This is a genomic window from Streptomyces sp. NPDC093065, assembly GCF_044754585.1.
Classification (GTDB): domain Bacteria; phylum Actinomycetota; class Actinomycetes; order Streptomycetales; family Streptomycetaceae; genus Streptomyces.
The window spans coordinates 101,999-123,471 of sequence record NZ_JBIVPJ010000022.1; the positions used below are offsets into that span (position 1 = coordinate 101,999).

The following is a 21,473-nucleotide window of genomic DNA, read 5'->3' on the forward strand; positions in this document are numbered from 1 at the left end:
TCTGCCGGGCTTCTCAGGCAGCACTCAGGCCGCTCTCATCCACGGGCGGGAAGCTCATGAACATGACCGAGAGCCTCCGCCACAACGGCGAGTACGAGCACGCGAACCCGTACCAGGGACCCCACCAGCACGCCTCCTCTCCCGTCAACCCGGAGTGGCCGCCCCCGCCCGCGCAGCCGCCCGCGCAGCCCGAGCAGCCCGAGCAGCCGCACGGGAGGCGCCCGGCCCGGCGGCGCGGCCCCGCCGCCCTCCTGGTGGCCGTGGCGATCGTCGCGGCGGCGGTCGGCGGCGGCACCGCGTTCGGCATCCAGGAGCTGACCGGCAGCGACACCGTCGCCTCCAGCTCCACCAGCACCAACGTGGTGGCCTCCAGCCAGAAGGGCACGGTCTCGGGGGTCGCGAAGGCGGTCAGCCCGAGCATCGTCGAGATCAGCGCCACCTCGAACGCCGGCTCCTCCACCGGTTCCGGCGTGATCATCACCGGCGACGGCGAGATCATCACCAACAACCACGTCGTGTCCGGCGCCTCCTCCGTCAAGGTGACGACCAACGACGGCAAGCAGTACACCGCCGAGGTCGTCGGCACCGACAGCAAGAAGGACCTCGCGCTGATCAAGCTGGAGAACGCCTCCGGCCTGACGGCCGCCACCCTCGGCGACTCCGACGGCGTCGGCGTCGGCGACCAGGTCGTCGCGATCGGCTCCCCCGAGGGCCTGACCGGCACCGTGACCAGCGGCATCGTCTCCGCCCTCGACCGGGACGTGACCGTCTCGACGGACGAGGGCCAGCAGCAACAGCAGCAGCGGCAAGGCGGTCAGTGGCCGTTCGAGTTCGGCGGGCAGCAGTTCAACGGCGACACCGGCTCCTCCACGACGACGTACAAGGCGATCCAGACCGACGCCTCCCTCAACCCGGGCAACTCCGGCGGCGCGCTGATCGACATGAACGGCAACATCATCGGCATCAACTCCGCGATGTACTCGGCGACCGAGTCCTCCGCGAGCGCGGGCAGCGTGGGCCTCGGCTTCGCCATCCCGGTCAACACGGTCAAGGCCGACCTGCCCGGCCTGCGGGCGGGTGCGAGCGACTGAGGGGTACGTAGACGTGCGACGCTGAAAGCGTCCGTCGGCAGACCCGCGTCCTGCCGCGCCCGATCCCTACCGCACCCGAGGACCCGAGCCCATGAGCCCCGCAGACGGCGACCGCGACCGTGAGACCCAGCGCATCCTGATCGTCGACGACGAGCCGGCGGTCCGCGAGGCCCTCCAGCGCAGCCTCGCCTTCGAGGGGTACGGCACCGAGGTCGCCGTCGACGGCGCCGACGCGCTGGAGAAGGCCGCCGCGTACCGCCCCGACCTCGTCGTCCTGGACATCCAGATGCCCCGCATGGACGGCCTGACCGCCGCCCGCCGCATCCGCGGCGCGGGCGACCTCACCCCGATCCTGATGCTGACGGCCCGCGACACCGTCGGCGACCGCGTGACCGGCCTGGACGCGGGAGCGGACGACTACCTGGTCAAGCCGTTCGAGCTGGACGAGCTGTTCGCCCGCATCCGCGCACTGCTGCGCCGCAGCTCCTACGCGGCCGCTGTGGAGGCCACCGCCGCCGACGACGACACCCTCGCCTTCGCCGACCTGACCATGGACCTGGCGACGCGCGAGGTCACGCGGGCCGGGCGACCGGTGGAGCTGACCCGCACGGAGTTCACCCTGCTGGAGATGTTCATGGCGCACCCGCGCCAGGTCCTCACCCGGGAGCAGATCCTGAAGGCCGTCTGGGGCTTCGACTTCGAGCCGTCGTCGAACTCCCTCGACGTGTACGTCATGTACCTGCGCCGCAAGACCGAGGCGGGCGGCGAGCCGCGCCTCGTGCACACCGTCCGCGGCGTCGGCTACGTCCTGCGGCAGGGCGGCGCGGAGTGAGAGGCCTCGCCCGCCGGGTCCGGTCCCTGCCCATCCGGGCGAGGCTTTCGCTGCTGGTGGCGGCGGCGGTGGCGTTCGCGGTGGCGGCGGCGGCCGTCGCCTGCTGGTTCGTGGTCAAGAGCGTGCTGGTCAGCTCGCTGGACGAGGCCCTGAAGGCCAACCGGATGGACCGGGACCAGGTGAGCCAGTACGTCAACCTGCGCACCGGGCTGTGCGCCCACGACCCGCTCACGCACGAACAGAACCCCTACGGCTCCTCCGTGCAGCTGGTGGCCCGGCAGAACTCGAGCTGCCTCATCATCGGCACGGAGGAGGTGCCGCTCACGGACGCCGACCGCGCCGTGGCCGAGGGCTCGTCCACCGACGCCCTGCACGACGCCACCGGCTCGGACGGCACCCAGTACCGCGTCTTCACCTACACCGTGCCGGGCCTGTCCGGGGTGGCCGTATCCGCCGCCCGCCCACTGAGCGAGGTGAACAGCTCCCTCAGCAACCTCGCGCTCGTCCTCGTCTTCGTCGCGGGCGCGGGGGTCGTCGGCGCGGGCGTCGCCGGCCTGTGGGTGGCCCGGACGGCCCTGCGCCCCGTCGACGAACTCACCGAGGCCGTCGAACACGTCGCCCGCACCGAGGACCTCACCGTCCGCATCCCCGTCGCGGACGACAGCGACGACGAGATCGCCCGCCTCTCGCGCTCCTTCAACAGCATGACCTCGTCCCTGGCCAGCTCACGCGACCTGCAACAGCAGCTCATCGCCGACGCCGGGCACGAACTGCGCACCCCCCTCACCTCCCTGCGCACCAACATCGAGCTGCTCACCCGCAGCGAGGAGACGGGCCGTCCGATCCCGGAGGCCGACCGCAGAGCACTGCTCGCCTCGGTGAAGGCGCAGATGACGGAACTGGCGGCGCTCATCGGCGACCTCCAGGAGCTCTCCCGCCCCGACACCGGCCAGCACGAGGGCCGCACCCGCATCCTGGCCTGGCACGACGTCGTCGAGTCCGCCCTGCGCCGCGCCCGGCTGCGCGGCCCGGAGCTGACGATCGAGGCGGACGTGCACCCCTGGTACGTACGGGCGGAGCCGGCCGCGCTGGAACGGGCGGTGGTCAACATCCTGGACAACGCGGTGAAGTTCAGCCCGCACGGCGGCACGATCGAGGTGCGCCTCGCCGACGGCGTCCTCAGCGTCCGCGACCACGGCCCCGGCATCCCCGCCGACGAACTCCCCCACGTCTTCGACCGCTTCTGGCGCTCACCGGGAGCCCGCGCGCTGCCCGGCTCGGGCCTGGGCCTGTCCATCGTGGCGCGGACGGTGCAGCAGGCGGGCGGGGCCGTGAGCCTGACTCCGGCCGAGGACGGTGGCGGCGGCACGGTGGCGTGCGTGCGCCTGCCGGGGGCACCGATGCCCCCGCCGGAGACGGGCGGGGCCGAAGGGGGCCGGGGTTAGCCGAGCGGCCGGCACCTCACGGCCTCACGTCTGGGGAGGGCCCGCCGGTGCGGCCCCGACGGCCTTCAGACTGTCCGACTTCTCCGGAACGGGCGGCTTGAGGCCCGAGACGTACTTGAGGGGGACGCCCGTGATGAAGACGTACTCACCTCGCGACTCGAGCGCCAGCACCGACGCCTGGCTCGGATCGTCCTTGTCCGCCCACAGGGTCGGGGTGAGCATGCCCGGCTCCTTCTCGCCCGCCACCAGCTTCAACGGCACGTTGAGGGTGTAGTGGTGCCCGCCCTTCTGTGCCTCACTGCCCGTGGCCACGTAGGGCAGGTCGTCCTGCTTCGCGGCGGTCTCGGCCTTCCAGTGCTGGAACCAGTCGCGTCGTTGCGCCGCGTTCTTCGCCTGCCACGCGGTCGCGAGCGACCTCGCGTGCTCGACCGTCACCGGACCCCAGCCGAAGAACCCGCCCGCCGCCTCGACCTCCTCCTTGCTGCGGCTGTCGCCCCGGTGCAGGGTGACCACCGTGTCGGCGGCGGCGCGACGGGAAGGGGCACTGTCGGTGAGGTTCTTCTTGATGCCCTTCTCGACCTCGTCCCGGGGGTACTTGGCCGGGAACGTCATGCTCAGCAGATCCTGAACCGAGGTGGGCGCCAGGGGAGTGCCCTTCCTGGCGTTGAATTTGGCGACGACGGCCTCGACGTCCGCCGCGTCGACGTTGTAGCTCGGCAGGAGCTGCCTGAGCTGTTCGACCGTCATGTCCTCCATGACGTTGCCCACCGTCCGCTGGACCGGCGTACGCGAGTGGGACACCGCGTGGGCCATGGCCTGGTTGCCGGCGGAGCTCTGCATCGCGTGCGCCAGCTGCGCCACGGTGGACTTCTGCGAGGACTTCGCCCCGGGGCGGGACAGCGGCACCTTCGCGGCCGAGGGGTCTAGGCGGTCGGTCTGGTCCTGCGCGCGCATTCGGGCTCCCGTTTCGGTGTCGCGACTCGTCATCGGGGTCGACGAGAGTCGAGGAGGGTCTGGGCATCCTCGTCGCCCCCTCATTCTTGCAAGACCCCTGTGGCCGCCGACGAGTTCCGGCCCCATTGTGACGAGCCCGGCACACCGCGGCGGCTGAGCCGTACGGTGTGCCGGGCCACTGGTGCGCCAGGCTCTTGCTGCGCCAGGCTCTTGGTGCGCCGGCCGCGGCCGGGCTACTGCACGACCGTGATCCGGTCGGCGGCCGGCGGTGCGATCGGGTCGGTGGCCGAGGAGTTGGCCGTCAGGTACTGCTCGAAGGCCGCCAGGTCGTCCGCGCCGACCAGTTCGTCCGTGCCCTCGCCCAGCGTGGTGAAGCCGTCGCCGCCGCCCGCGAGGAAGCTGTTGGACGCGACGCGGTAGGTGGCGTTCTCGTCGACGGGCGAACCGTTCAGGCGGATGGAGTCCGTGACGACGCGGTCCGCGCCCGACTTGGTCAGGTCCAGGGTGTAGGTGAGGCCGGAGGAGACCTGGAGGATCTTCGGGGCCGCCTCGTTCGGACCGCTCACCTGCTCCTTGAGGACCTGGATCAGCTGCGCGCCCGTGTAGTCCTTGAGGTTCACCGTGTTGGCGAAGGGCTGGACCGTGAAGCCCTCGGCGTACGTGACGACGCCGTCGCCCTCGGCGCCGGAGGCCGCGTAGGTGATCGGGGCGCGGATGCCGCCCGGGTTCATCAGGGCCAGGTCGGTCTCCGGGTCCTGAGCCTTGCCGTAGGCGAACTGCGCGTCGGCGATCAGGTCGCCCAGCGGGGACTCGGTGCCGTCGCGGTTGACGTCGGCGGAGACGTAGCCGATGGCGCGGTTGCCGATCGGCGCGGCCAGGGTGCTCCACCGGTCGATCAGCCGGGTCATGTCGGGCGCCTTCGGCACGTCGCGCGTGACCACGTGGTTCGCCGACTTCACCGATGTACGGGCGATGTCACCCGTGCGGCGGTCGTAGGTCAGCGTGGTGTCCGTGTAGAGGCGGCCGAAGGACGAGGCCGAGGTGACCATGCGCGGGTTGCCCGCCGGGTCGGGGATCGTGCAGACGTACGCGTTGTGGGTGTGGCCGGTGACCAGCGCGTCGACCTGCGGGGTGATGTTCTTGGCGATGTCGACGATCGGCCCGGAGACGCCGTCGCCCGCGCCCGGGGAGTCGCAGTCGTAGTTGTAGTCGGCCGAGGCCGGGAAGCCGCCCTCGTGGATGAGGGCGACGATCGACTTCACGCCCTGGCGCTGGAGCTCCTTGGCGTACTTGTTGATCGTCTCGACCTCGTCCTTGAACTTCAGGCCCTTGACGCCCTCCGCCGAGACGATGTCCGGGGTGCCCTCCAGGGTCACGCCGATGAAGCCGACCTTGACACCCTTCTGCTTCCACACCCAGTAAGGCTTCAGGATGGGCTTGTTCGTCTTCTCGTCGAGGACGTTGGCCGCGAGGTAGGGGTAGTCGGCGCCCTTGAACCTCTTGTCCGTGTAGCAGCCCTCGGTGGGGTGGCAGCCGCCGTTCTGGAGACGGGCCAGCTCCCTGGCGCCCTCGTCGAACTCGTGGTTGCCGACGCTGGTCACGTCCAGGTCGAGCTTGTTCAGCGCCTCGACGGTCGGCTCGTCGTGGAAGAGCCCGGACAGCAGCGGGGAGGCGCCGACCATGTCGCCGCCGGCCGCGGTGATGGAGTAGCGGTTGCCCTTGCGGGCCTCGCGCAGGTGGGTGGCCAGGTACTCGATGCCGCCCGCGTCGACCGTCTTCGTCGTGCCGTCCGGCTGGGCCTCGGTGACGCGGCCCGAGGAGCCGGCGGGCGGCTCCAGGTTGCCGTGCAGGTCGTTGAAGGAGAGGAGCTGGACATCCTGGTAGCGGCCCTGGCCATGACCATGTCCGTGACCGTGACCGCCGTGGCCGCGGCCTCCCCCGGACGCGCTCGCCGACGCCGGCAGCGCCGCCGCGGCGAGCGCCCCGGCGGTGACGACGGTGGCGGCCGCGACCAGGAGACGGCTCGTACGGCGTCTGCGACGCGGCTGGTGCGACTGTGCTGTGGCTGGCATGCGCCCCCCTGTGGGTGTGCGTGGCGCGAGCCGCTGAGGAGACGGCTCGTCGGCGCAGCAGCCTAGGGTCAACGCGCGTAGCGCGACAGGGGCTTCCGGGTTACGGCCTGGTTTAACTTCGGGTTCACCCACACCTCTGTCCTCGTCACCGTCCCCCTCCTCGCCTGCCGCCGCCCCATCGCCCCGGGCGCCCTTTACCCTCGTACGCATGACCAGCGACGACACCGTGCGGCCCGGCCGCCCCCGCTCGATCGAGACCCTCGCCGAACTCACGCCGGAGCAGACCGACGCCGTCCTCGCCCTGCTCACCGAGGCGGCCCGGAACGACGGGCAGCACGCCGTGTCCGAGCAGGGCCGGCTGCAACTGCGCGGCCCCGCGCGGGAGGGCGTCGCGCATCTCCTGCTCACCGTCGACGGAAGCGAACTCGTCGGCTACGCCCAGCTGGAGGGCACCGACCCGGTCGAGCCGCCGGCCGCCGAGCTGGTCGTCCACCCCTCGCACCGGGGCCAGGGGCACGGCCGGGCCCTGGGCTCCGCCCTGCTCGCCGCGTCCGGCAAGCGGCTGCGGGTCTGGGCGCACGGCGGGCACTCCGCCGCCCGGCACCTCGCGCAGGTGCTCGGGCTCTCCCTCTTCCGGGAACTGCGGCAGATGCGGCGCCCGTTGGCCGGCCTGGACCTGCCGGACCCGGTGCTGCCGGAGGGCGTGAGCGTGCGCGCCTTCGTGCCGGGGCAGGACGACGCGGCCTGGCTCGCCGTGAACGCGGCCGCCTTCGCCCACCATCCCGAGCAGGGCTCGCTCACCCAGCGGGACCTCGACGACCGCGAGGCCGAGCCGTGGTTCGACCCGGCGGGGTTCTTCCTCGCCGAGCGGGACGGCGAGCTGATCGGCTTCCACTGGACCAAGGAGCACGCCGAGGAGGGGCTCGGCGAGGTGTACGTCCTCGGCATCCGCCCCGACGCCCAGGGCGGCGGCCTGGGCAAGGCCCTCACCACGATCGGCCTGCGGCACCTGGAGGGGCGGGGCCTGCCCACGGCGATGCTGTACGTCGACGCCGACAACAAGGCGGCGGTGTCCGTCTACGAGCGCCTCGGTTTCACCACCCACGAGACGGACCTGATGTACCGCACGGAGACGTGAGCCGCCGGGACCACTCCAGTGGGACGAACCGGTGAACCGTCCGTCACCGGGCGGCCCTGCGCCCCGACGGCTCCGCCCCGCACGCCGCCCCCACCACGGCCACCGCCACCGCCAGCACCGCCCACCGGTCGTGCCCGACGGACCAGCGCGGGTCGCCCGCCTGGACGAACAGCGCCCAGCCCTCCGGCGCGAGCAGCGGCGCGAGCACGGCCGTGAGCAGCAGGGTCGCGGCGACGTACGGCCCCGGACGCGCCTCGTCCGTCAGCCGTACGGCCAGGGCGGCGAGGGCCAGAGCGAGCGCGCCCACCGCCAGCGCCTCCAGGGTGACCCCGCCGGCCGGGGGCCGGGACGCCGAGGGGGTCAGGAGCAGTACGGCCGTCCACCACAGCGCGGCGAGCGGCGCGACCAGGGCCACGCGCAGCGCCTGCCGCAGGAGCCTCGGGGTCGGCACGGGTGCGGTGAGGTGGCGGGCCGGGTCGTCCAGCAGGAAGGCCAGGCCAAGGGCGCCGATCAGGGCCGCGCCCCGCAGCAGCAACAGGGTCTGCCAGGGCGCCGGTTCGGCGCCGGTGGCGAGGGGGGCGCCGGCGGCCAGCAGGCCGAGGGCCCCGGCGGCGGCCAGGGCACGCCAGGGCAGCGTGCGCCACAGCGGGCCGGCCAGGTCCACCGTCAGCGCCCCCCGGGCCGCCGTCACTCCTCGCACGAGTCCGCCTTCCCCGGCCCGGGCACGCCGAGGAGTTCGGCGACGCGGGCGGTCGTGACACCCGGTGCGGTCAGTTCGGCCCAGTGCTCCTTCACCCGCGCGCCGGTCCCGGCGGGCGGGTTCTCCAGCAGGCGGCGTACGACGTCCGTCTGGCCCTCCGTCATGGACAGCGGGTCGGTGGGCGACAGGACGATCGCGGAGCCCGTCACGCTGTCGTCGAGGCGGACCCGGCGCAGCGCGTTCATCGGGTCGTCCTGCCAGCTCAGGGAGAGCCACATGACGGTGACCATCCGCCCGTCGCACAGCTCGCCGCCGGCCGTCTCCGTGCCCGCGACGAGGACGGCGGCGACGGCGCTGGAGAACTCGGGGACCCGGTTGCCGCCCCAGGCGGTGCCCACGGTCACCCGGTCGGCGCCGGTCAGCGCGGGGATCCCGGCGTCGGTCCCCGGCCCGTAGCGGGCGTCGATCCGCTGCCGTACGACCAGGGGCCGCTCGTGCGCGGAGCCGCCGGCCACGGCCTGGACGCGGTCCACGACCCCGGCCCAGGTGCCGGTGCGCGGCATCCACTCGGGGAAGGCGCAGTACGTCGACCGGCCGTGCTCGGCGCAGGTCAGGCCGGGGTGCGTCGAGGCGCGTTCGCGGGCCGCGGTCAGCTCCGCAGACGGCGACGCGCCGCGAGCCTGGAGGACGCCGCCGGCCACCGCCGCCGCCAGGCTCAGGACGAGTCCCGTACGGACGGCCGCGGTGCGCCCTCCGGCGACGGCCACCGCGAGGAGGGCGAGGCACAGGGCGGCGCCCGCCAGGTACAGGGCGTGCCAGGCGGCGGGGCGCCCGAGCAGGTCGGAGGGCAGGGTGTCGGGGCCGATCTGGGGGACGGCCGGTGCCAGCCAGGACAGTCCGCTCACCTCGCTCGGCCCGGTACCGAGGACGAAGACGAACAGCAGCACGACCACCAGCAGCGGCGCTGCGAGGGCCGACATCGTCAGGCGGCCGAGCAGCACCCCGAGCGCCCCGAACGCCAGTACCGTCAGCGGCCCCACCGCCAGTTCGGCCGGCGAACCGTGCCCGATCGCGCCCGACTTGAGCGCCTCCCAGCCGAACTGACCGGCCACGCACAGGGCGGTGAGCAGGGCGGCCGGTACGACGGACAGCGCGTGGCCGGCGATACGGCGCCAGGGCTGCAGGACCAGGACCGAGAAGTGGTGCTCGGTGCCGTGGCGTTCCGAGCGCACGACCGCCCGGGCGGCGCCCAGCAGGACGGCGAGGCCGACGAGCATCGGCATGGACTGGGTGGCGCGGTCGGCGTCCTGGAGGGCGGGAGCGCCGTCGAAGGAATCCCGCGTGCGCCAGACGATCCACGCGACGTACGCCACGAAGGCGATGACCACGGGAACGCCCAGCAGCAGTTTGCGTGCCTCGAACCGGGCGAGGGCGAGCACGGCCCGCGCGCCCCGGTCGGAGAGCGGCGCTCGCACGGGCACGGACTCCTCCGTCAGCACGGCGCTCACGCGGCCGCCTCCTCGTCGGCCGAGCCGGTCGTGCCGGTGGTGCCTGTCGTATCCGTCGTGCCGGTGGTACCCGCGTCGTCGAGGGCGAGCAGGTAGCCGTCCTCCAGGGTGGGTTCGGCCGGTTCGGCGTCCGGGGGCGGGTCGCCCACGTTCCGGAAGGAGCCGGTCCCGGTGCGCCAGCCGGCCTTCGCGCCGGGGTCCTTCTCCGCGCTGTTCCACACCCGTCCGGCGGCCCGCGCGGTCAGCTCGGCCGGGGTGCCGTCGAAGCGCACCGTCCCGGCCGCCATGACGATCACCCGGTGGCAGAGCATCGCCACGTCCTCGGTCTGGTGGGTGGACAGCAGCACGGTCCGCCCCTCCCCGGCCCCGGCGATCAGTTCCCGGAAGCGCATCCGCTGCTCGGGGTCGAGCCCGACGGTCGGCTCGTCGAGCACCAGGAACCCCGGGTCGCCCACCAGCGCGGCGGCCAGCGCGACCCGCTGCCGCATACCGCCGGACAGCTTCTTGATCCGGCGCCCGCGCACGTCGCCGAGGTCGACCTCCTCCAGGACCCGCCGCACCTCGCGGTGCCGTTCCCGGCGGTCCGCCAGCTCCTTGAGGATCGCCACGTAGTCGACGAACTCGAAGGCGGTGAAGTCCGGGTGGAAACCGGGCGTCTGCGGCAGGTAGCCGAGCCGCCGCCGCACCTCCTGCCGGCCGCGCGCGGTCCCGGGGTCGTGCCCGAGCACGGTGAACGCCCCCCGGTCGGCGGGCACGGCGGTGGCCAGCACGCGCAACAGCGTGGTCTTCCCGGCGCCGTTGGGCCCGAGCAGCCCCGTGACACCCGGGGTCAGCCGCAGCGACACGTCGTCGAGGGCGCGGGTGCGCCCGTAGTGCAGGCTCAGCCCGGAGGCGGAAACGGTGGGGGTCATACGGCACTCCCGTACGTGAAGGGGGTCGGCAAGGAAGAAGGAGAGGCGGGGGCGGGACGGGAGCGGCGCGGGGAGGCGCCGGACTCACGCGACGCCGCGCGCCGATACGTCGAACCGGTCGCGGAGCAGGAACAGCGCCCCGGCGCCCAGCACCGCCACCAGCCCGGACACGCCCTGCCCGGCCGCGGTGAACGGCGCCAGCGGACCGTCCGCGGACCCGCGCGCCGCGTCGGCGGCCAGCAGCACGGCCGCCCAGGCGCCCGCGAGCACGGACGGCGCGGCCACCGGCCCCAGCCGGGGCGCCAGCGCCAGCCCGGTCGCGGTGAGGGCGAGGCCGGGCAGCAGCCACGCCAGGGCCGCCGCCCCGTACCCGGGCAGCGCGAGGCTGGCCAGGCCGCCCACCCCGAGCGCCACGACGAGGACGGCGACCGTGCGGATCATCAGCAGCCGGAAGCCGTGCACGGGCGAGACGACGGCCATCTCGTGGGTGGGGTCGAGCGCGGGACCGTAGGCGAGCGCCACCGAGGCCAGCGGCAGCAGCGGGGCGAAGGCCAGGAACAGCACGGGCCGGCCGGCCGCACCTGCCGCCAGGGCCGCCAGGAACGTCGTGAGCAGTACGGCGGCGAGCGCGCCGAACCAGGACCTGCGCAGCACGGGGGTGGCCGCGAGCAGCCGCGCCGTGCCGTCGCCCGCGCCGCACCGCGTGAGCAGCCGCTCGAACCGGCCCGGCCGGGGCGCGTCCAGCTCCGCGTCGAGCCGTTCCCAGCCCGCGTCCAGCGCGGCGGTGTCGCTCACCCGGGCCAGCGCGCCCCGGCACGCGGCGCAGGCGGTCAGGTGGGTGTCGGCGGACCAGAGCAGGGGGGCCGCCAGCTCTCCGCGTGCGTAGGCCCGCAGGTCGTCCTCGTCCACGTGCCAGGCGTTCGGGCCCCGTCGGCCGCCGTCGTCGATCCTCATGCCAGCGCCTCCCGCAGCTGCCGGCGGGCCCGCATCGCCCGCGTCTTGACCGTGCCCGGCGGGATGCCGAGCAGGACGGCCGTCTCACGGGTGGTCAGCCCGTCGACGACGGTGGCCTGGAGCACCGCGCGCAGCTCCGGCGAGAGCCGTACGAGCGCGCCGGCGAGGTCGCCGTGCTCGACCCCGGCCAGGACGCGCTCCTCCGCCGAGACCTCGTCCCGGTGGCGCAGGCGGGCCAGCGCCTGCCGCAGCCGTCCGCGCGCCCCGTCGCCGCGCAGCACGTCGATCAGCCGCCGCGACCCGATCCGCCACAGCCACCCGGCCACGTCCCCCTCCTCCCGGTAGCGGGCGCCGCCGCGCCACACGGCGAGGAAGGTCTCCTGCACGACGTCGTCGACCACGGCGGGGTCGGCGCAGCGGCCGCGCATGCGGGCGGTCAGCCAGGGCGCGTACCGGCGGTACAGCTCCTCGAAGGCGCGCCGGTCGGCATCCGCCGCGACGGCCCGCAGCAGCTCCCCGTCGCTTCTCGTTTCGCTCACGTCTCCTCATCGCACGAGCCCGGCCGATCGGTTCACACGATCTCAGGCAGGTGCGCCGGGACGTTTCGGAGGCCCGCGGCTATCCCACACGTCATGTCCCCGTAACCATTGATTCAGACAGCCTTGCGAGGCTCACCGAATGAAGCCGACCGAGCCGGAGCCCTCCGGGCCTTCCGTGCCTTCCGACGCGCCCGACCCGCGCGCGGCGCGGAAGAATGGGTTCATGAGGCAGCCGAACACCCAGGCAGAGGTCCAGCACACGCAGCCCTCCGTGGGCTCCATCGCGGCGCACCGCCCGGACACCGTGGCCGCCACGGTGTCCGGCCTGGAGCCGGACATCGACGCCGACCTCGACGCGTACGAGGAGTCGGAGGAGTCCCAGGACGGCGGCGCCCGGCTCCCGCAGGGCCGCTTCCTGGACCGCGAGCGCAGCTGGCTCGCGTTCAACGAACGGGTGCTCGAACTCGCCGAGGACCCGAGCACTCCGCTGCTGGAGCGGGCCAACTTCCTCGCGATCTTCGCCAGCAACCTGGACGAGTTCTTCATGGTCCGCGTCGCCGGCCTCAAGCGCCGCATCGCGACCGGCGTCGCCACCCGCTCCGCCTCCGGCCTCCAACCCCGCGAGGTCCTGGACATGATCTGGGCCCGCTCGCGCGAGCTGATGGCCCGGCACGCCGCCTGCTTCCACGAGGACGTCGCCCCGGCCCTCGCCGAGGAGGGCATCCACCTGGTCCGCTGGAACGAGCTGGCCGAGAAGGAGCAGGCCCGCCTCTTCACCCTCTTCCGGCACCGGATCTTCCCGGTCCTCACCCCCCTCGCGGTCGACCCGGCCCACCCCTTCCCCTACATCTCGGGACTCTCCCTCAACCTCGCGGTCGTCGTCCGCAACCCCGTCACGGGCCACCGCCACTTCGCCCGCGTCAAGGTCCCGCCGCTGCTCTCCCGCTTCCTGGAGGCCTCCCCGGGCCGCTACGTCCCCATCGAGGACGTCATCGCCGCCCACCTGGAGGAGCTGTTCCCGGGCATGGAGGTCCTGGAGCACCACACCTTCCGCCTCACCCGCAACGAGGACCTGGAGGTGGAGGAGGACGACACGGAGAACCTGCTCCAGGCCCTGGAGAAGGAGCTGATGCGGCGGCGCCTGGGCCCGCCCGTCCGCCTGGAGGTCGAGGAGTCCGTCGACCGCGAGGTCCTGGACCTCCTCGTGCGCGAGCTGAAGATCGGCGAGGCGGAGGTCTACCCGCTGCCCGGCCCGCTGGACCTCACCGGCCTCTTCCGCATCCACAGCCTGGACCGGCCCGAGCTGAAGTACCCGAAGTTCGTCGCCGGCACCCACCGCGACCTCGCCGAGGTGGAGTCCGCGTCCGCGCCGGACATCTTCGCCGCCCTGCGCACCAAGGACGTCCTGCTCCACCACCCCTACGACTCCTTCTCCACTTCCGTGCAGGCGTTCCTGGAGCAGGCCGCCACCGACCCGGACGTCCTCGCGATCAAGCAGACGCTGTACCGGACCTCCGGCGACTCCCCGATAGTCGACGCGCTCATCGAGGCGGCCGAGTCCGGCAAGCAGGTCCTGGTCCTGGTCGAGATCAAGGCCCGCTTCGACGAGTCCGCCAACATCAAGTGGGCCCGCAAGCTGGAGGAGTCCGGCTGCCACGTCGTCTACGGGCTGGTGGGCCTGAAGACCCACTGCAAGCTCTCCCTGGTCGTACGGCAGGAGGGCGACACGCTGCGCCGCTACAGTCACGTCGGCACCGGCAACTACCACCCGAAGACGGCCCGCCTCTACGAGGACCTGGGCCTGCTCACCTCGGACCCGCAGGTAGGGGCGGACCTCTCCGACCTGTTCAACCGCCTCTCCGGCTACTCCCGGCGCGAGACCTACCGCCGTCTGCTCGTCGCGCCCAAGTCGCTGCGCGACGGCCTGGTCTCCCGCATCCACAAGGAGATCCAGCACCACCGGGCCGGACGCCCCGCATACGTCCGCATCAAGGTCAACTCGATGGTCGACGAGGCCGTGGTCGACGCCTGCTACCGCGCGTCCCAGGCCGGTGTGCCGGTCGACGTGTGGGTGCGCGGCATCTGCGCGCTGCGCCCGGGGGTGCCGGGCCTGTCGGAGAACATCCGGGTCCGCTCCGTCCTCGGCCGCTTCCTGGAGCACTCGCGGGTCTTCGCCTTCGGCAACGGCGGCGAGCCCGAGGTGTGGCTGGGCAGCGCCGACATGATGCACCGCAACCTCGATCGCCGGATAGAGGCCCTGGTCCGGGTCACCGACCCGGCCCACCGGGCGGCCCTGAACCGGCTCCTCGAGAACGGCATGTCCGACGCCACCGCCTCCTGGCACCTCGGCCCGGACGGCGAGTGGACCCGGCACGCGACCGACGCGGACGGCCAGCCCCTGCGCAACGTCCAGGAGATGCTCATAGACGCCCGGAGGCGCCGGCGTGGCACAGCAACACCTTGACCCCACCAGCCCCACGACAGCCACCGCCCCACCGGAACCCACGAACGCGGGCCCGAGCGGGGGCCCCGGCACGGCCCGAAACGCGGACGCGGGCCCGCGCGCCGGTGCCGACCCGGGCGCCCCCATCGCGGGAGCGGGCGCAGGCACGAACGTAAACGCAGACGCGGGCACGGACGGCGACCCCGGCACCGCTCCGGGCGTCGCGAACCCGGGAGCAGGCGCGGGCACGTCCCGGAATGCCGACGGGGACCCGCACCCCAGTACCAATCCCGGCGTCCCGGATGCGGGCGCGGGCGAGAGCGCAGGGAGGAACGTAAACGCGGGCGCAGGCCCGAACGGCGGCCCCGGCACGCCACGCAACGCCGACACGGCCCCGCGCCCCGGCACCAGCCCCGGCGTCGCGAGCCCGCGAGCAGGCGCGAACGGGAGCGCAGGCGCGAACGGCAGCCCCGGCACGCCACGGAACGCCGACCCGGCCCCACACCCCAGTGCCAATCCCGGCGTCCCGGATGCGGACGCGGGCGCAGGCGAGAGCGCAGGCAGGAACGTAAACGCGGGCGCAGGCCCGAACGGCGGCCCCGGCACGCCACGCAACGCCGACACGGCCCCGCACCCCGGCACCGGCCCCGGCGTCGCAAACCCGCGAGCAGGCGCGAGCGGGAGCGCAGGCCCGAACGGCAGCCCCGGCACGCCACGGAACGCCGACACGGCCCCACACCCCGGCACCAGCCCCGGCGTCGCGAACCCGGGAGCAGGCGCGGGCGGGAGCGTAGGCGCGAGCGGGGGCACCGGCACGGCACGGAACGCCGACGCAGGCCCGCACCCCGGTACCGGGCCGGGCGTCGGCCGCGGCCCGACAGTCGGTCCCGGTGGACCGGACGCCGATGCGGACGGCGGCTCGCTCGTCGGCTATCTGCGTGCCCAGGCCACGGAGTTCCTGCGCGCGCTGCGCCGGCACCGCGAGTCCGGGGCGGGAGCGGGGCCGGCCGGGCCCGGCCGGGCGACTCCTCCCGCCGGTGACGTGGACGCGGTCCGTGACCTGCGCCGTGCGGCCCGCCGTATCAGCGGCACCCTGCACACCTTCCAGCCGCTGCTGGACGCCGGCTGGGCGGAGGAGATGCGCCCCGAGCTGGCCTGGCTGTCCGGCACGCTGGCCCTGGAGCACGCCTACGCGTGCCGCCTGGAACGGCTGCTCCAAGCCCTGCACCGGCTGTCCGGCTCGTCGGCGTTCCCGGCCCCGCGCCCGGTCGGCCGGGCCGCCGACACCGTGCCCGCCGGTGTGCCCGCCCCCGCCCGCCCGGCGACCACGGACCGCGGCAGTCTCACCGTGGGCGCGGCCAAGGCGGGCGCGCTGCTCGACCGGCAGCTGACCCTGGCCCGCACCCGGGCGCACTCCACCGCCCTCCAGGCCCTGGGCAGCAGCCGCTTCCACGCCGTCGCCGACAAGGTCGCCTTACTGGCCAGCGAAGTCCCCCTGAGCAGCGCCGGGCGCAGGGCCGCCGCCCCCGACGCCACACCCGTCGACCTCCGCCCGCTGGCCACCGCCGCGCAGGAGCGCCTCACGGACGCCGTGGCCGCCCTCCCCCTGGTCACCGCGGGCAGTCCGTACAACGCGGAGGCGCTGGTCCACGGACTCTCCCCGGACCCCGCCCCGCACCCCCAGGACGCGCCGTGGCACCAGGTCCGCCTGCTGCTGCGCCTGCACCGCTACGCCCTGGAGGCGCTGGCCGGTGCGGACACCGGGAGCGCCGACGCCGACTCCGACTCGGTGGACGTACGGCTTCTCGCGGCCGGCGAGGCACTGGACCGGCACCGCGACGCCTCGGAGGCCGCCGCGGCCGCCGCCCAGGCCGCCCGCACCCCGCGCATCGCCCCGGCCACGGCGTACGCCCTCGGCGTGCTCCACGCCGACCAGCGGCATGAGGTGGAGGCGGCGAGGTACGCGTTCCAGCACAGCTGGCGCAAGGAACCGATCAGACTGCCGTAGGACGACGGGAGGCGTGAGCGCCCCGTGAGCCCCGCAGACGACGACACCACCGTCCGCGCGGCCGGCTGCGTCCTGTGGCGCCCCGCGCCGCCGACCGCCCCCGCCGGCCTGGAACTGTGCCTCGTGCACCGCCCGAAGTACGACGACTGGTCCCACCCGAAGGGCAAACTCGAGCCGGGCGAGGACCCGCTCGCGGGCGCCCTGCGCGAGGTCGCCGAGGAAACGGGGTACGCCGCCGAGCCGGGCGCAGAGCTGCCCACCGTGCGCTATCGCGCCGACGGCCGCCCCAAGGAGGTCCGCTACTGGGCCGCGGCGGCCACCGCCGGCGCCTTCACGCCGTCCGACGAGGTCGACCGCATCCTGTGGCTGCCCCCGGAGGCCGCCCGCGCCCGCCTCACCCAGCCCCGGGACCGAACCCTCGTCGACGCGCTGCTCGCGACGCGCCCGCCCGGAACCGCTCCGTGTCCTTGACGTAAGCGTTCCGTGACCTCACCGCACCGTCCTCAGGGGTTCACCCCGCGTTCATTTACGCCCATCGGCGCCTTCATCTGATCTGCCTAATTTCGGCCTTACCACTCCTCGCACGCCGCCGAATTCAGGACGGCGGCTCCTGGAAGGAACTCCCTCAAGTGAAGCTTCAGCGCATGAACCGGCGGGCCCTCGCTCTCGGTGCTCTCGCCGTCTCCGGCGCCCTGGCCCTCACGGCGTGCGGCTCCGACGACACCGGCGGCAACGGCAACGGCGGCGACGCCAGCGCGGCCGCCAGCAGCAACATCAAGTGCGAGGACGCCAAGGGCCAGCTCCAGGCCTCCGGCTCCTCCGCCCAGAAGAACGCCATCGACGCCTGGGTCAAGCAGTACGTCGCGGCCTGCAAGAACGTACAGATCAACTACAACCCGACCGGCTCCGGCGCGGGCATCACCGCCTTCACGCAGGGCCAGACCGCGTTCGCCGGTTCGGACTCCGCGCTGAAGCCCGAGGAGATCGAGGCCTCGAAGAAGGTCTGCAAGGACGGCCAGGCCATCGACCTGCCGATGGTCGGCGGCCCGATCGCGGTCGGCTTCAACGTCCCGGGCGTCGACACCCTCGTCCTGGACGCCCCGACGATGGCCAAGATCTTCGACAGCAAGATCAGCAACTGGAACGACGAGGCGATCAAGAAGCTCAACCCCGACGCCAAGCTGCCCGACCTCAAGATCCAGGCCTTCCACCGCTCGGACGAGTCCGGCACCACGGACAACTTCACCAAGTACCTGAAGGCCGCCGCGCCCGACGACTGGAAGTACGAGGGCGGCAAGTCCTGGGAGGCCAAGGGCGGCCAGTCCGCGCAGGGCTCCTCCGGCCTGGCCGGCCAGGTCAAGCAGACGGCCGGCGCCATCTCGTACTTCGAGCTGTCCTACGCCAAGGACGGCGTCAGGACCGTCGACGTGAAGACCGCGGCCGACGAGCCGGTCAAGGCCACCGTCGAGAACGCCACCGCCGCCATCGGCGCGGCCAAGGTCGTCGGCACCGGCAAGGACCTCGCGCTGGAGCTGGACTACACCCCGGACGCCGCGGGCGCCTACCCGCTGGTCCTGGTGACGTACGAGATCGCCTGCGACAAGGGCAACAAGGCGGACACCCTGCCCGCCACCAAGTCCTTCCTGAACTACATGGCCTCGGAGGACGGCCAGGGCCTGCTGGCGGACGCCGGCTACGCCCCGATGCCCACCGAGATCATCACCAAGGTCCGCGAGACCATCTCGGGCCTGAGCTGACCCGAGTGCGGTCCGGTCCCCACGCGGACCGGACCGCACCGTCCGGTGCACCGCCGCCAGGAGCCCCCGACCGGGGCTCCGCCCGAGCCGCCGACCACGACGGCTCCGCAGACCGGAGAACCCGATGGACATAACAACGGACACCCACAAGCCAGCCCCCTCCCCCGCACCTCGGCCGCCCGCGCCCGGGAGCAAGGGCGCCGCCCGCGGCGTCACCCGCCCCGGCGACCGGATCTTCGTCGGGCTCTCCCGCGGGTCCGGCATCCTCGTGCTGGTCGTCATGGCCGCCATCGCGGCCTTCCTCACCTACCGCGCCTGGCTCGCCATCGGCGAGGACGAGGCCAACTTCTTCACCAGCTTCGAGTGGAACCCGACCGGCTCCCCGCCGGAGTTCGGCATCGCGGTCCTGGCCTACGGCACCGTCGTGTCGTCGATCATCGCCATGGCCATCGCCGTCCCGGTCTCCGTCGGCATCGCGCTGTTCATCACGCACTACGCGCCGCGCAGGCTGGGCGGTCTGATCGGCTACGTGATCGACCTGCTCGCCGCCGTGCCCTCGATCGTCTACGGCCTGTGGGGCGCCCTCGTCCTCGTGCCGCACCTCGACGGGCTCTACGGCTGGCTCGACCAGTACCTGGGCTGGACCGGGATCCTCGAGTGGAACGGCGGCGCGGGGCGCTCGCTGTTCACCGTGGGCATCCTGCTCGCCATCATGATCCTGCCGATCATCACCAACGTCAGCCGTGAGGTCTTCCGGCAGGTCCCGCGCATGCACGAGGAGGCCGCACTGGCCCTCGGCGCCACGCGCTGGGAGGTCATCCGGATGTCGGTCCTCCCCTTCGGCCGCTCCGGCGTCATCTCCGCCTCGATGCTCGGCCTCGGGCGCGCGCTCGGCGAGACGATGGCCGTGGCCATGGTGCTCTCCCCGACCTTCGACATCACCCCCAGCCTGCTCGACCCGGGCGGCGGCACCTTCGCCCAGAACATCGCCAGCAAGTTCAACGAGGCCACCGAGATGGGCCGCGACGCCCTGATCGCCTCCGGTCTGGTCCTGTTCGTCATCACCCTGCTGGTCAACGGCGCGGCCCGGCTGATCATCGCCCGCCGCAAGGAGTACTCGGGGGCCAACGCATGAGCCACGCAACCCTGACCCCCGCCCCCAGGGGCCGCAGCTCCCTGCGCGCCGCCACCCTGCCCAAGTGGTTCCCCTGGGCGGTCGCGGCCGGCTCGGTCGTCGCCGGCCTCGGCATCAGCACGGCCGCCGGGCTGAACAGCAGCATCCAGTGGGCCCTGATCGCCGCGGTCCTCTTCGTCGCCGGCTCGTACGGCATCTCGGCCCGCGTCGAGGGCGGTCGCCAGGCCAAGGACCGGGTCGCGACCAGCATGGTCTGGGTCGCCTTCCTGCTGGCCCTCATCCCGCTGCTCTCCCTGATCTGGGAGACCGTGAAGCAGGGCGTGAAGGTCCTCGACGGGTTCTTCCTGACCCACTCGATGGGCGTGGTCGCCGACAGCGAGCCCGGCGGCGGCATCTACCACGCCATCCTCGGCACCCTGGAGCAGGTCGGCCTCGCCACCCTGTTCTCCGTGCCGATCGGCGTGCTCACCGCGATCTACCTGGTCGAGTACGGCCGCGGCCGGCTCGCCAAGGCCGTCACCTTCTTCGTCGACGTCATGACGGGCATCCCGTCCATCGTCGCGGGCCTGTTCGTGCTCAGCCTGTGGGTCCTCATCCTGGACATGGGCCCCTCCGGCGTCGCCGGCTCCTTCGCCCTGTGCATCCTGATGATCCCGGTGGTCGTCCGCTCCACGGAGGAGATGCTCAAGCTCGTCCCCAACGAGCTGCGCGAGGCGTCCCTCGCCCTGGGCGTGCCCAAGTGGCGCACGATCCTCAAGGTGGTCCTGCCCACCTCGATCGGCGGCATCGTCACCGGCGTCATGCTGGCCGTCGCCCGCATCACCGGCGAGACGGCCCCGGTACTGCTGCTGGTCTGGGGCACCGACTTCATCAACGCGAACCCCTTCCAGGGTCCGCAGGAGTCGCTGCCCATGTACATCTACCTGCAGTACGGCGCGGGCTCCGACGCGTCCTACGACCGTGCCTGGGCGGCGGCCCTGACGCTGATCGCCTTCATCATGATCCTCAACCTCGCGGCCCGCGGCATCGCCCGCTGGAAGGCCCCGCGGTGACATCGTGCGGCTGCCGCCGCGTGGCAGGTCGCTGACGCGACCGACGCAGAACAGTCAGCGACCGAACCCGAAAGAAGCAGTGATTTCCATGGCCAAGCGCATAGATGTCAGCGGCCTCAACGCCTACTACGGCTCCTTCCTGGCCATCGAGGACATCTCGATGACCGTCGAGCCCCGCTCCGTGACGGCCTTCATCGGCCCCTCCGGCTGCGGCAAGTCCACCTTCCTGCGCACGCTCAACCGCATGCACGAGGTCACACCGGGCGGCCGCGTCGACGGCAAGGTGATGCTGGACGACGAGAACCTGTACGGCGCCGGCATCGATCCGGTGGCCGTGCGCCGCGAGGTCGGCATGGTCTTCCAGCGCCCGAACCCGTTCCCGACCATGTCGGTCTACGACAACGTCGCGGCGGGCCTGCGCCTGAACGGCAAGTACAAGAAGTCCCAGCTGGACGACATCGTCGAGAAGTCCCTGCGCGGCGCCAACCTCTGGAACGAGGTCAAGGACCGCCTCAACAAGCCGGGCTCCGGCCTCTCCGGCGGCCAGCAGCAGCGCCTGTGCATCGCCCGCGCGATCGCGGTCGAGCCGAACGTTCTCCTGATGGACGAGCCCTGCTCCGCCCTGGACCCGATCTCCACCCTGGCGATCGAGGACCTGATCGGCGAGCTGAAGGAGCGCTTCACGATCGTCATCGTGACGCACAACATGCAGCAGGCGGCCCGCGTCTCGGACCGCACGGCGTTCTTCAACCTGGCGGCGGTCGGCCAGCCCGGCAAGCTGATCGAGATCGACGAGACGGAGCGCATCTTCTCCAACCCGTCGGTCCAGGCCACAGAGGACTACATCTCCGGCCGCTTCGGCTGACCCGCCCCCCATCCCCTCGCGGTGCTGCATGGCGGTGCCACCGCGAGGACCACAAGGGCCCGCCCCCAG

The 21,473-nt window shown here is 73.1% G+C and carries 18 protein-coding genes; 11 read left to right on the forward strand and 7 right to left on the reverse strand.

What is annotated here, in order from left to right:
• Nucleotides 1–62 precede the first annotated feature (62 nt).
• The 3 genes from ACIQFU_RS30980 (at nucleotide 63) to ACIQFU_RS30990 (ending at nucleotide 3,368) form a co-directional block, all read left to right on the forward strand.
• Complete coding sequence (locus tag ACIQFU_RS30980; RefSeq protein WP_402555899.1) at nucleotides 63–1,091, forward strand: S1C family serine protease; 1,029 nt, start codon at nucleotides 63–65, stop codon at nucleotides 1,089–1,091.
• 91 nt (nucleotides 1,092–1,182) lie between these two features.
• Nucleotides 1,183–1,923 carry a response regulator transcription factor gene (locus ACIQFU_RS30985; protein ID WP_402555901.1) on the forward strand — a complete coding sequence of 247 codons (741 nt, stop codon included), beginning with the start codon at nucleotides 1,183–1,185 and terminating at the stop codon, nucleotides 1,921–1,923.
• Entirely contained in the window at nucleotides 1,920–3,368 is a 1,449-nt protein-coding gene (locus ACIQFU_RS30990; RefSeq protein WP_402555903.1) for a sensor histidine kinase, read from the forward strand. The genes ACIQFU_RS30985 and ACIQFU_RS30990 overlap by 4 nt, the downstream gene beginning before the upstream one ends.
• 24 nt (nucleotides 3,369–3,392) lie before the next feature.
• Here the strand turns inward: ACIQFU_RS30990 and ACIQFU_RS30995 are convergent, their stop codons facing one another.
• Both ACIQFU_RS30995 and ACIQFU_RS31000 read right to left on the reverse strand, forming a co-directional pair.
• The gene (locus ACIQFU_RS30995) at nucleotides 3,393–4,322 is read right to left on the reverse strand and encodes a hypothetical protein (protein ID WP_402555905.1); all 930 of its coding nucleotides are present in this window, start codon (nucleotides 4,320–4,322) and stop codon (nucleotides 3,393–3,395) included.
• Nucleotides 4,323–4,555: 233 nt separating this feature from the next.
• Nucleotides 4,556–6,394, reverse strand: a complete 1,839-nt coding sequence (locus tag ACIQFU_RS31000) for a bifunctional metallophosphatase/5'-nucleotidase (RefSeq protein WP_402555907.1) — start codon at nucleotides 6,392–6,394, stop codon at nucleotides 4,556–4,558.
• A gap of 208 nt (nucleotides 6,395–6,602) precedes the next feature.
• Here ACIQFU_RS31000 and mshD point away from each other — a divergent pair, with 208 nt between their 5' ends.
• A complete protein-coding gene (gene mshD / locus ACIQFU_RS31005) occupies nucleotides 6,603–7,532 on the forward strand; it encodes a mycothiol synthase (RefSeq protein ID WP_402555908.1) in 930 nt (309 codons plus the stop codon).
• A gap of 43 nt (nucleotides 7,533–7,575) precedes the next feature.
• On the opposite strand, the gene ACIQFU_RS31010 is transcribed toward mshD, so the two are convergent.
• The 5 genes from ACIQFU_RS31010 to ACIQFU_RS31030 all read right to left on the reverse strand — a co-directional run bounded on the left by ACIQFU_RS31010 (nucleotide 7,576) and on the right by ACIQFU_RS31030 (nucleotide 12,144).
• Nucleotides 7,576–8,232 carry an ABC transporter gene (locus ACIQFU_RS31010; RefSeq protein ID WP_402555910.1) on the reverse strand — a complete coding sequence of 219 codons (657 nt, stop codon included), beginning with the start codon at nucleotides 8,230–8,232 and terminating at the stop codon, nucleotides 7,576–7,578.
• Nucleotides 8,220–9,740, reverse strand: a complete 1,521-nt coding sequence (locus ACIQFU_RS31015; RefSeq protein WP_402555912.1) for an ABC transporter permease — start codon at nucleotides 9,738–9,740, stop codon at nucleotides 8,220–8,222. The genes ACIQFU_RS31010 and ACIQFU_RS31015 overlap by 13 nt, the downstream gene beginning before the upstream one ends.
• The gene (locus tag ACIQFU_RS31020) at nucleotides 9,737–10,651 is read right to left on the reverse strand and encodes an ABC transporter ATP-binding protein (RefSeq protein WP_402555914.1); all 915 of its coding nucleotides are present in this window, start codon (nucleotides 10,649–10,651) and stop codon (nucleotides 9,737–9,739) included. The genes ACIQFU_RS31015 and ACIQFU_RS31020 overlap by 4 nt, the downstream gene beginning before the upstream one ends.
• Nucleotides 10,652–10,735: 84 nt before the next feature.
• Nucleotides 10,736–11,605, reverse strand: coding sequence for a zf-HC2 domain-containing protein (locus ACIQFU_RS31025; protein WP_402555915.1), 870 nt, complete (start codon nucleotides 11,603–11,605; stop codon nucleotides 10,736–10,738).
• A complete protein-coding gene (locus tag ACIQFU_RS31030) occupies nucleotides 11,602–12,144 on the reverse strand; it encodes an RNA polymerase sigma factor (protein WP_402555916.1) in 543 nt (180 codons plus the stop codon). The genes ACIQFU_RS31025 and ACIQFU_RS31030 overlap by 4 nt, the downstream gene beginning before the upstream one ends.
• 223 nt (nucleotides 12,145–12,367) lie before the next feature.
• Here ACIQFU_RS31030 and ACIQFU_RS31035 point away from each other — a divergent pair, with 223 nt between their 5' ends.
• From ACIQFU_RS31035 to pstB, 7 genes are all read left to right on the forward strand, one after another.
• A complete protein-coding gene (locus ACIQFU_RS31035) occupies nucleotides 12,368–14,608 on the forward strand; it encodes an RNA degradosome polyphosphate kinase (RefSeq protein WP_402555918.1) in 2,241 nt (746 codons plus the stop codon).
• Nucleotides 14,609–15,521: 913 nt separating this feature from the next.
• A complete protein-coding gene (locus ACIQFU_RS31040; RefSeq protein ID WP_402555948.1) occupies nucleotides 15,522–16,595 on the forward strand; it encodes a CHAD domain-containing protein in 1,074 nt (357 codons plus the stop codon).
• A gap of 24 nt (nucleotides 16,596–16,619) precedes the next feature.
• Nucleotides 16,620–17,066, forward strand: a complete 447-nt coding sequence (locus ACIQFU_RS31045) for an NUDIX hydrolase (RefSeq protein ID WP_402555920.1) — start codon at nucleotides 16,620–16,622, stop codon at nucleotides 17,064–17,066.
• Nucleotides 17,067–17,224: 158 nt separating this feature from the next.
• Entirely contained in the window at nucleotides 17,225–18,352 is a 1,128-nt protein-coding gene (gene pstS / locus ACIQFU_RS31050; protein ID WP_402555921.1) for a phosphate ABC transporter substrate-binding protein PstS, read from the forward strand.
• Between the two features lie 124 nt (nucleotides 18,353–18,476).
• Nucleotides 18,477–19,487 (forward strand): phosphate ABC transporter permease subunit PstC, encoded by a 1,011-nt coding sequence (pstC, locus tag ACIQFU_RS31055; protein ID WP_402555923.1) that lies wholly within the window; start codon nucleotides 18,477–18,479, stop codon nucleotides 19,485–19,487.
• A complete protein-coding gene (pstA, locus tag ACIQFU_RS31060) occupies nucleotides 19,484–20,539 on the forward strand; it encodes a phosphate ABC transporter permease PstA (protein ID WP_402555924.1) in 1,056 nt (351 codons plus the stop codon). Before pstC ends, pstA begins: the two co-directional genes overlap by 4 nt.
• A gap of 88 nt (nucleotides 20,540–20,627) precedes the next feature.
• On the forward strand, nucleotides 20,628–21,404 hold the full coding sequence (gene pstB / locus ACIQFU_RS31065) for a phosphate ABC transporter ATP-binding protein PstB (protein WP_030191650.1): 777 nt from the start codon (nucleotides 20,628–20,630) through the stop codon (nucleotides 21,402–21,404).
• Nucleotides 21,405–21,473: the final 69 nt, after the last annotated feature.

What these genes read in the sequence shown, in the direction of transcription:
- mshD (WP_402555908.1), top strand. Translation starts at nt 6,603, where the DNA reads ATGACCAGCGACGACACCGTGCGGCCCGGCCGCCCCCGCTCGATCGAG.
- pstC (WP_402555923.1), top strand. Translation starts at nt 18,477, where the DNA reads ATGGACATAACAACGGACACCCACAAGCCAGCCCCCTCCCCCGCACCT.
- ACIQFU_RS31025 (WP_402555915.1), bottom strand. Translation starts at nt 11,605, where the DNA reads ATGAGGATCGACGACGGCGGCCGACGGGGCCCGAACGCCTGGCACGTG.
- ACIQFU_RS30985 (WP_402555901.1), top strand. Translation starts at nt 1,183, where the DNA reads ATGAGCCCCGCAGACGGCGACCGCGACCGTGAGACCCAGCGCATCCTG.
- ACIQFU_RS31000 (WP_402555907.1), bottom strand. Translation starts at nt 6,394, where the DNA reads ATGCCAGCCACAGCACAGTCGCACCAGCCGCGTCGCAGACGCCGTACG.
- pstA (WP_402555924.1), top strand. Translation starts at nt 19,484, where the DNA reads ATGAGCCACGCAACCCTGACCCCCGCCCCCAGGGGCCGCAGCTCCCTG.
- pstB (WP_030191650.1), top strand. Translation starts at nt 20,628, where the DNA reads ATGGCCAAGCGCATAGATGTCAGCGGCCTCAACGCCTACTACGGCTCC.
- ACIQFU_RS31020 (WP_402555914.1), bottom strand. Translation starts at nt 10,651, where the DNA reads ATGACCCCCACCGTTTCCGCCTCCGGGCTGAGCCTGCACTACGGGCGC.
- ACIQFU_RS30995 (WP_402555905.1), bottom strand. Translation starts at nt 4,322, where the DNA reads ATGCGCGCGCAGGACCAGACCGACCGCCTAGACCCCTCGGCCGCGAAG.
- ACIQFU_RS30980 (WP_402555899.1), top strand. Translation starts at nt 63, where the DNA reads ATGACCGAGAGCCTCCGCCACAACGGCGAGTACGAGCACGCGAACCCG.
- ACIQFU_RS31035 (WP_402555918.1), top strand. Translation starts at nt 12,368, where the DNA reads ATGAGGCAGCCGAACACCCAGGCAGAGGTCCAGCACACGCAGCCCTCC.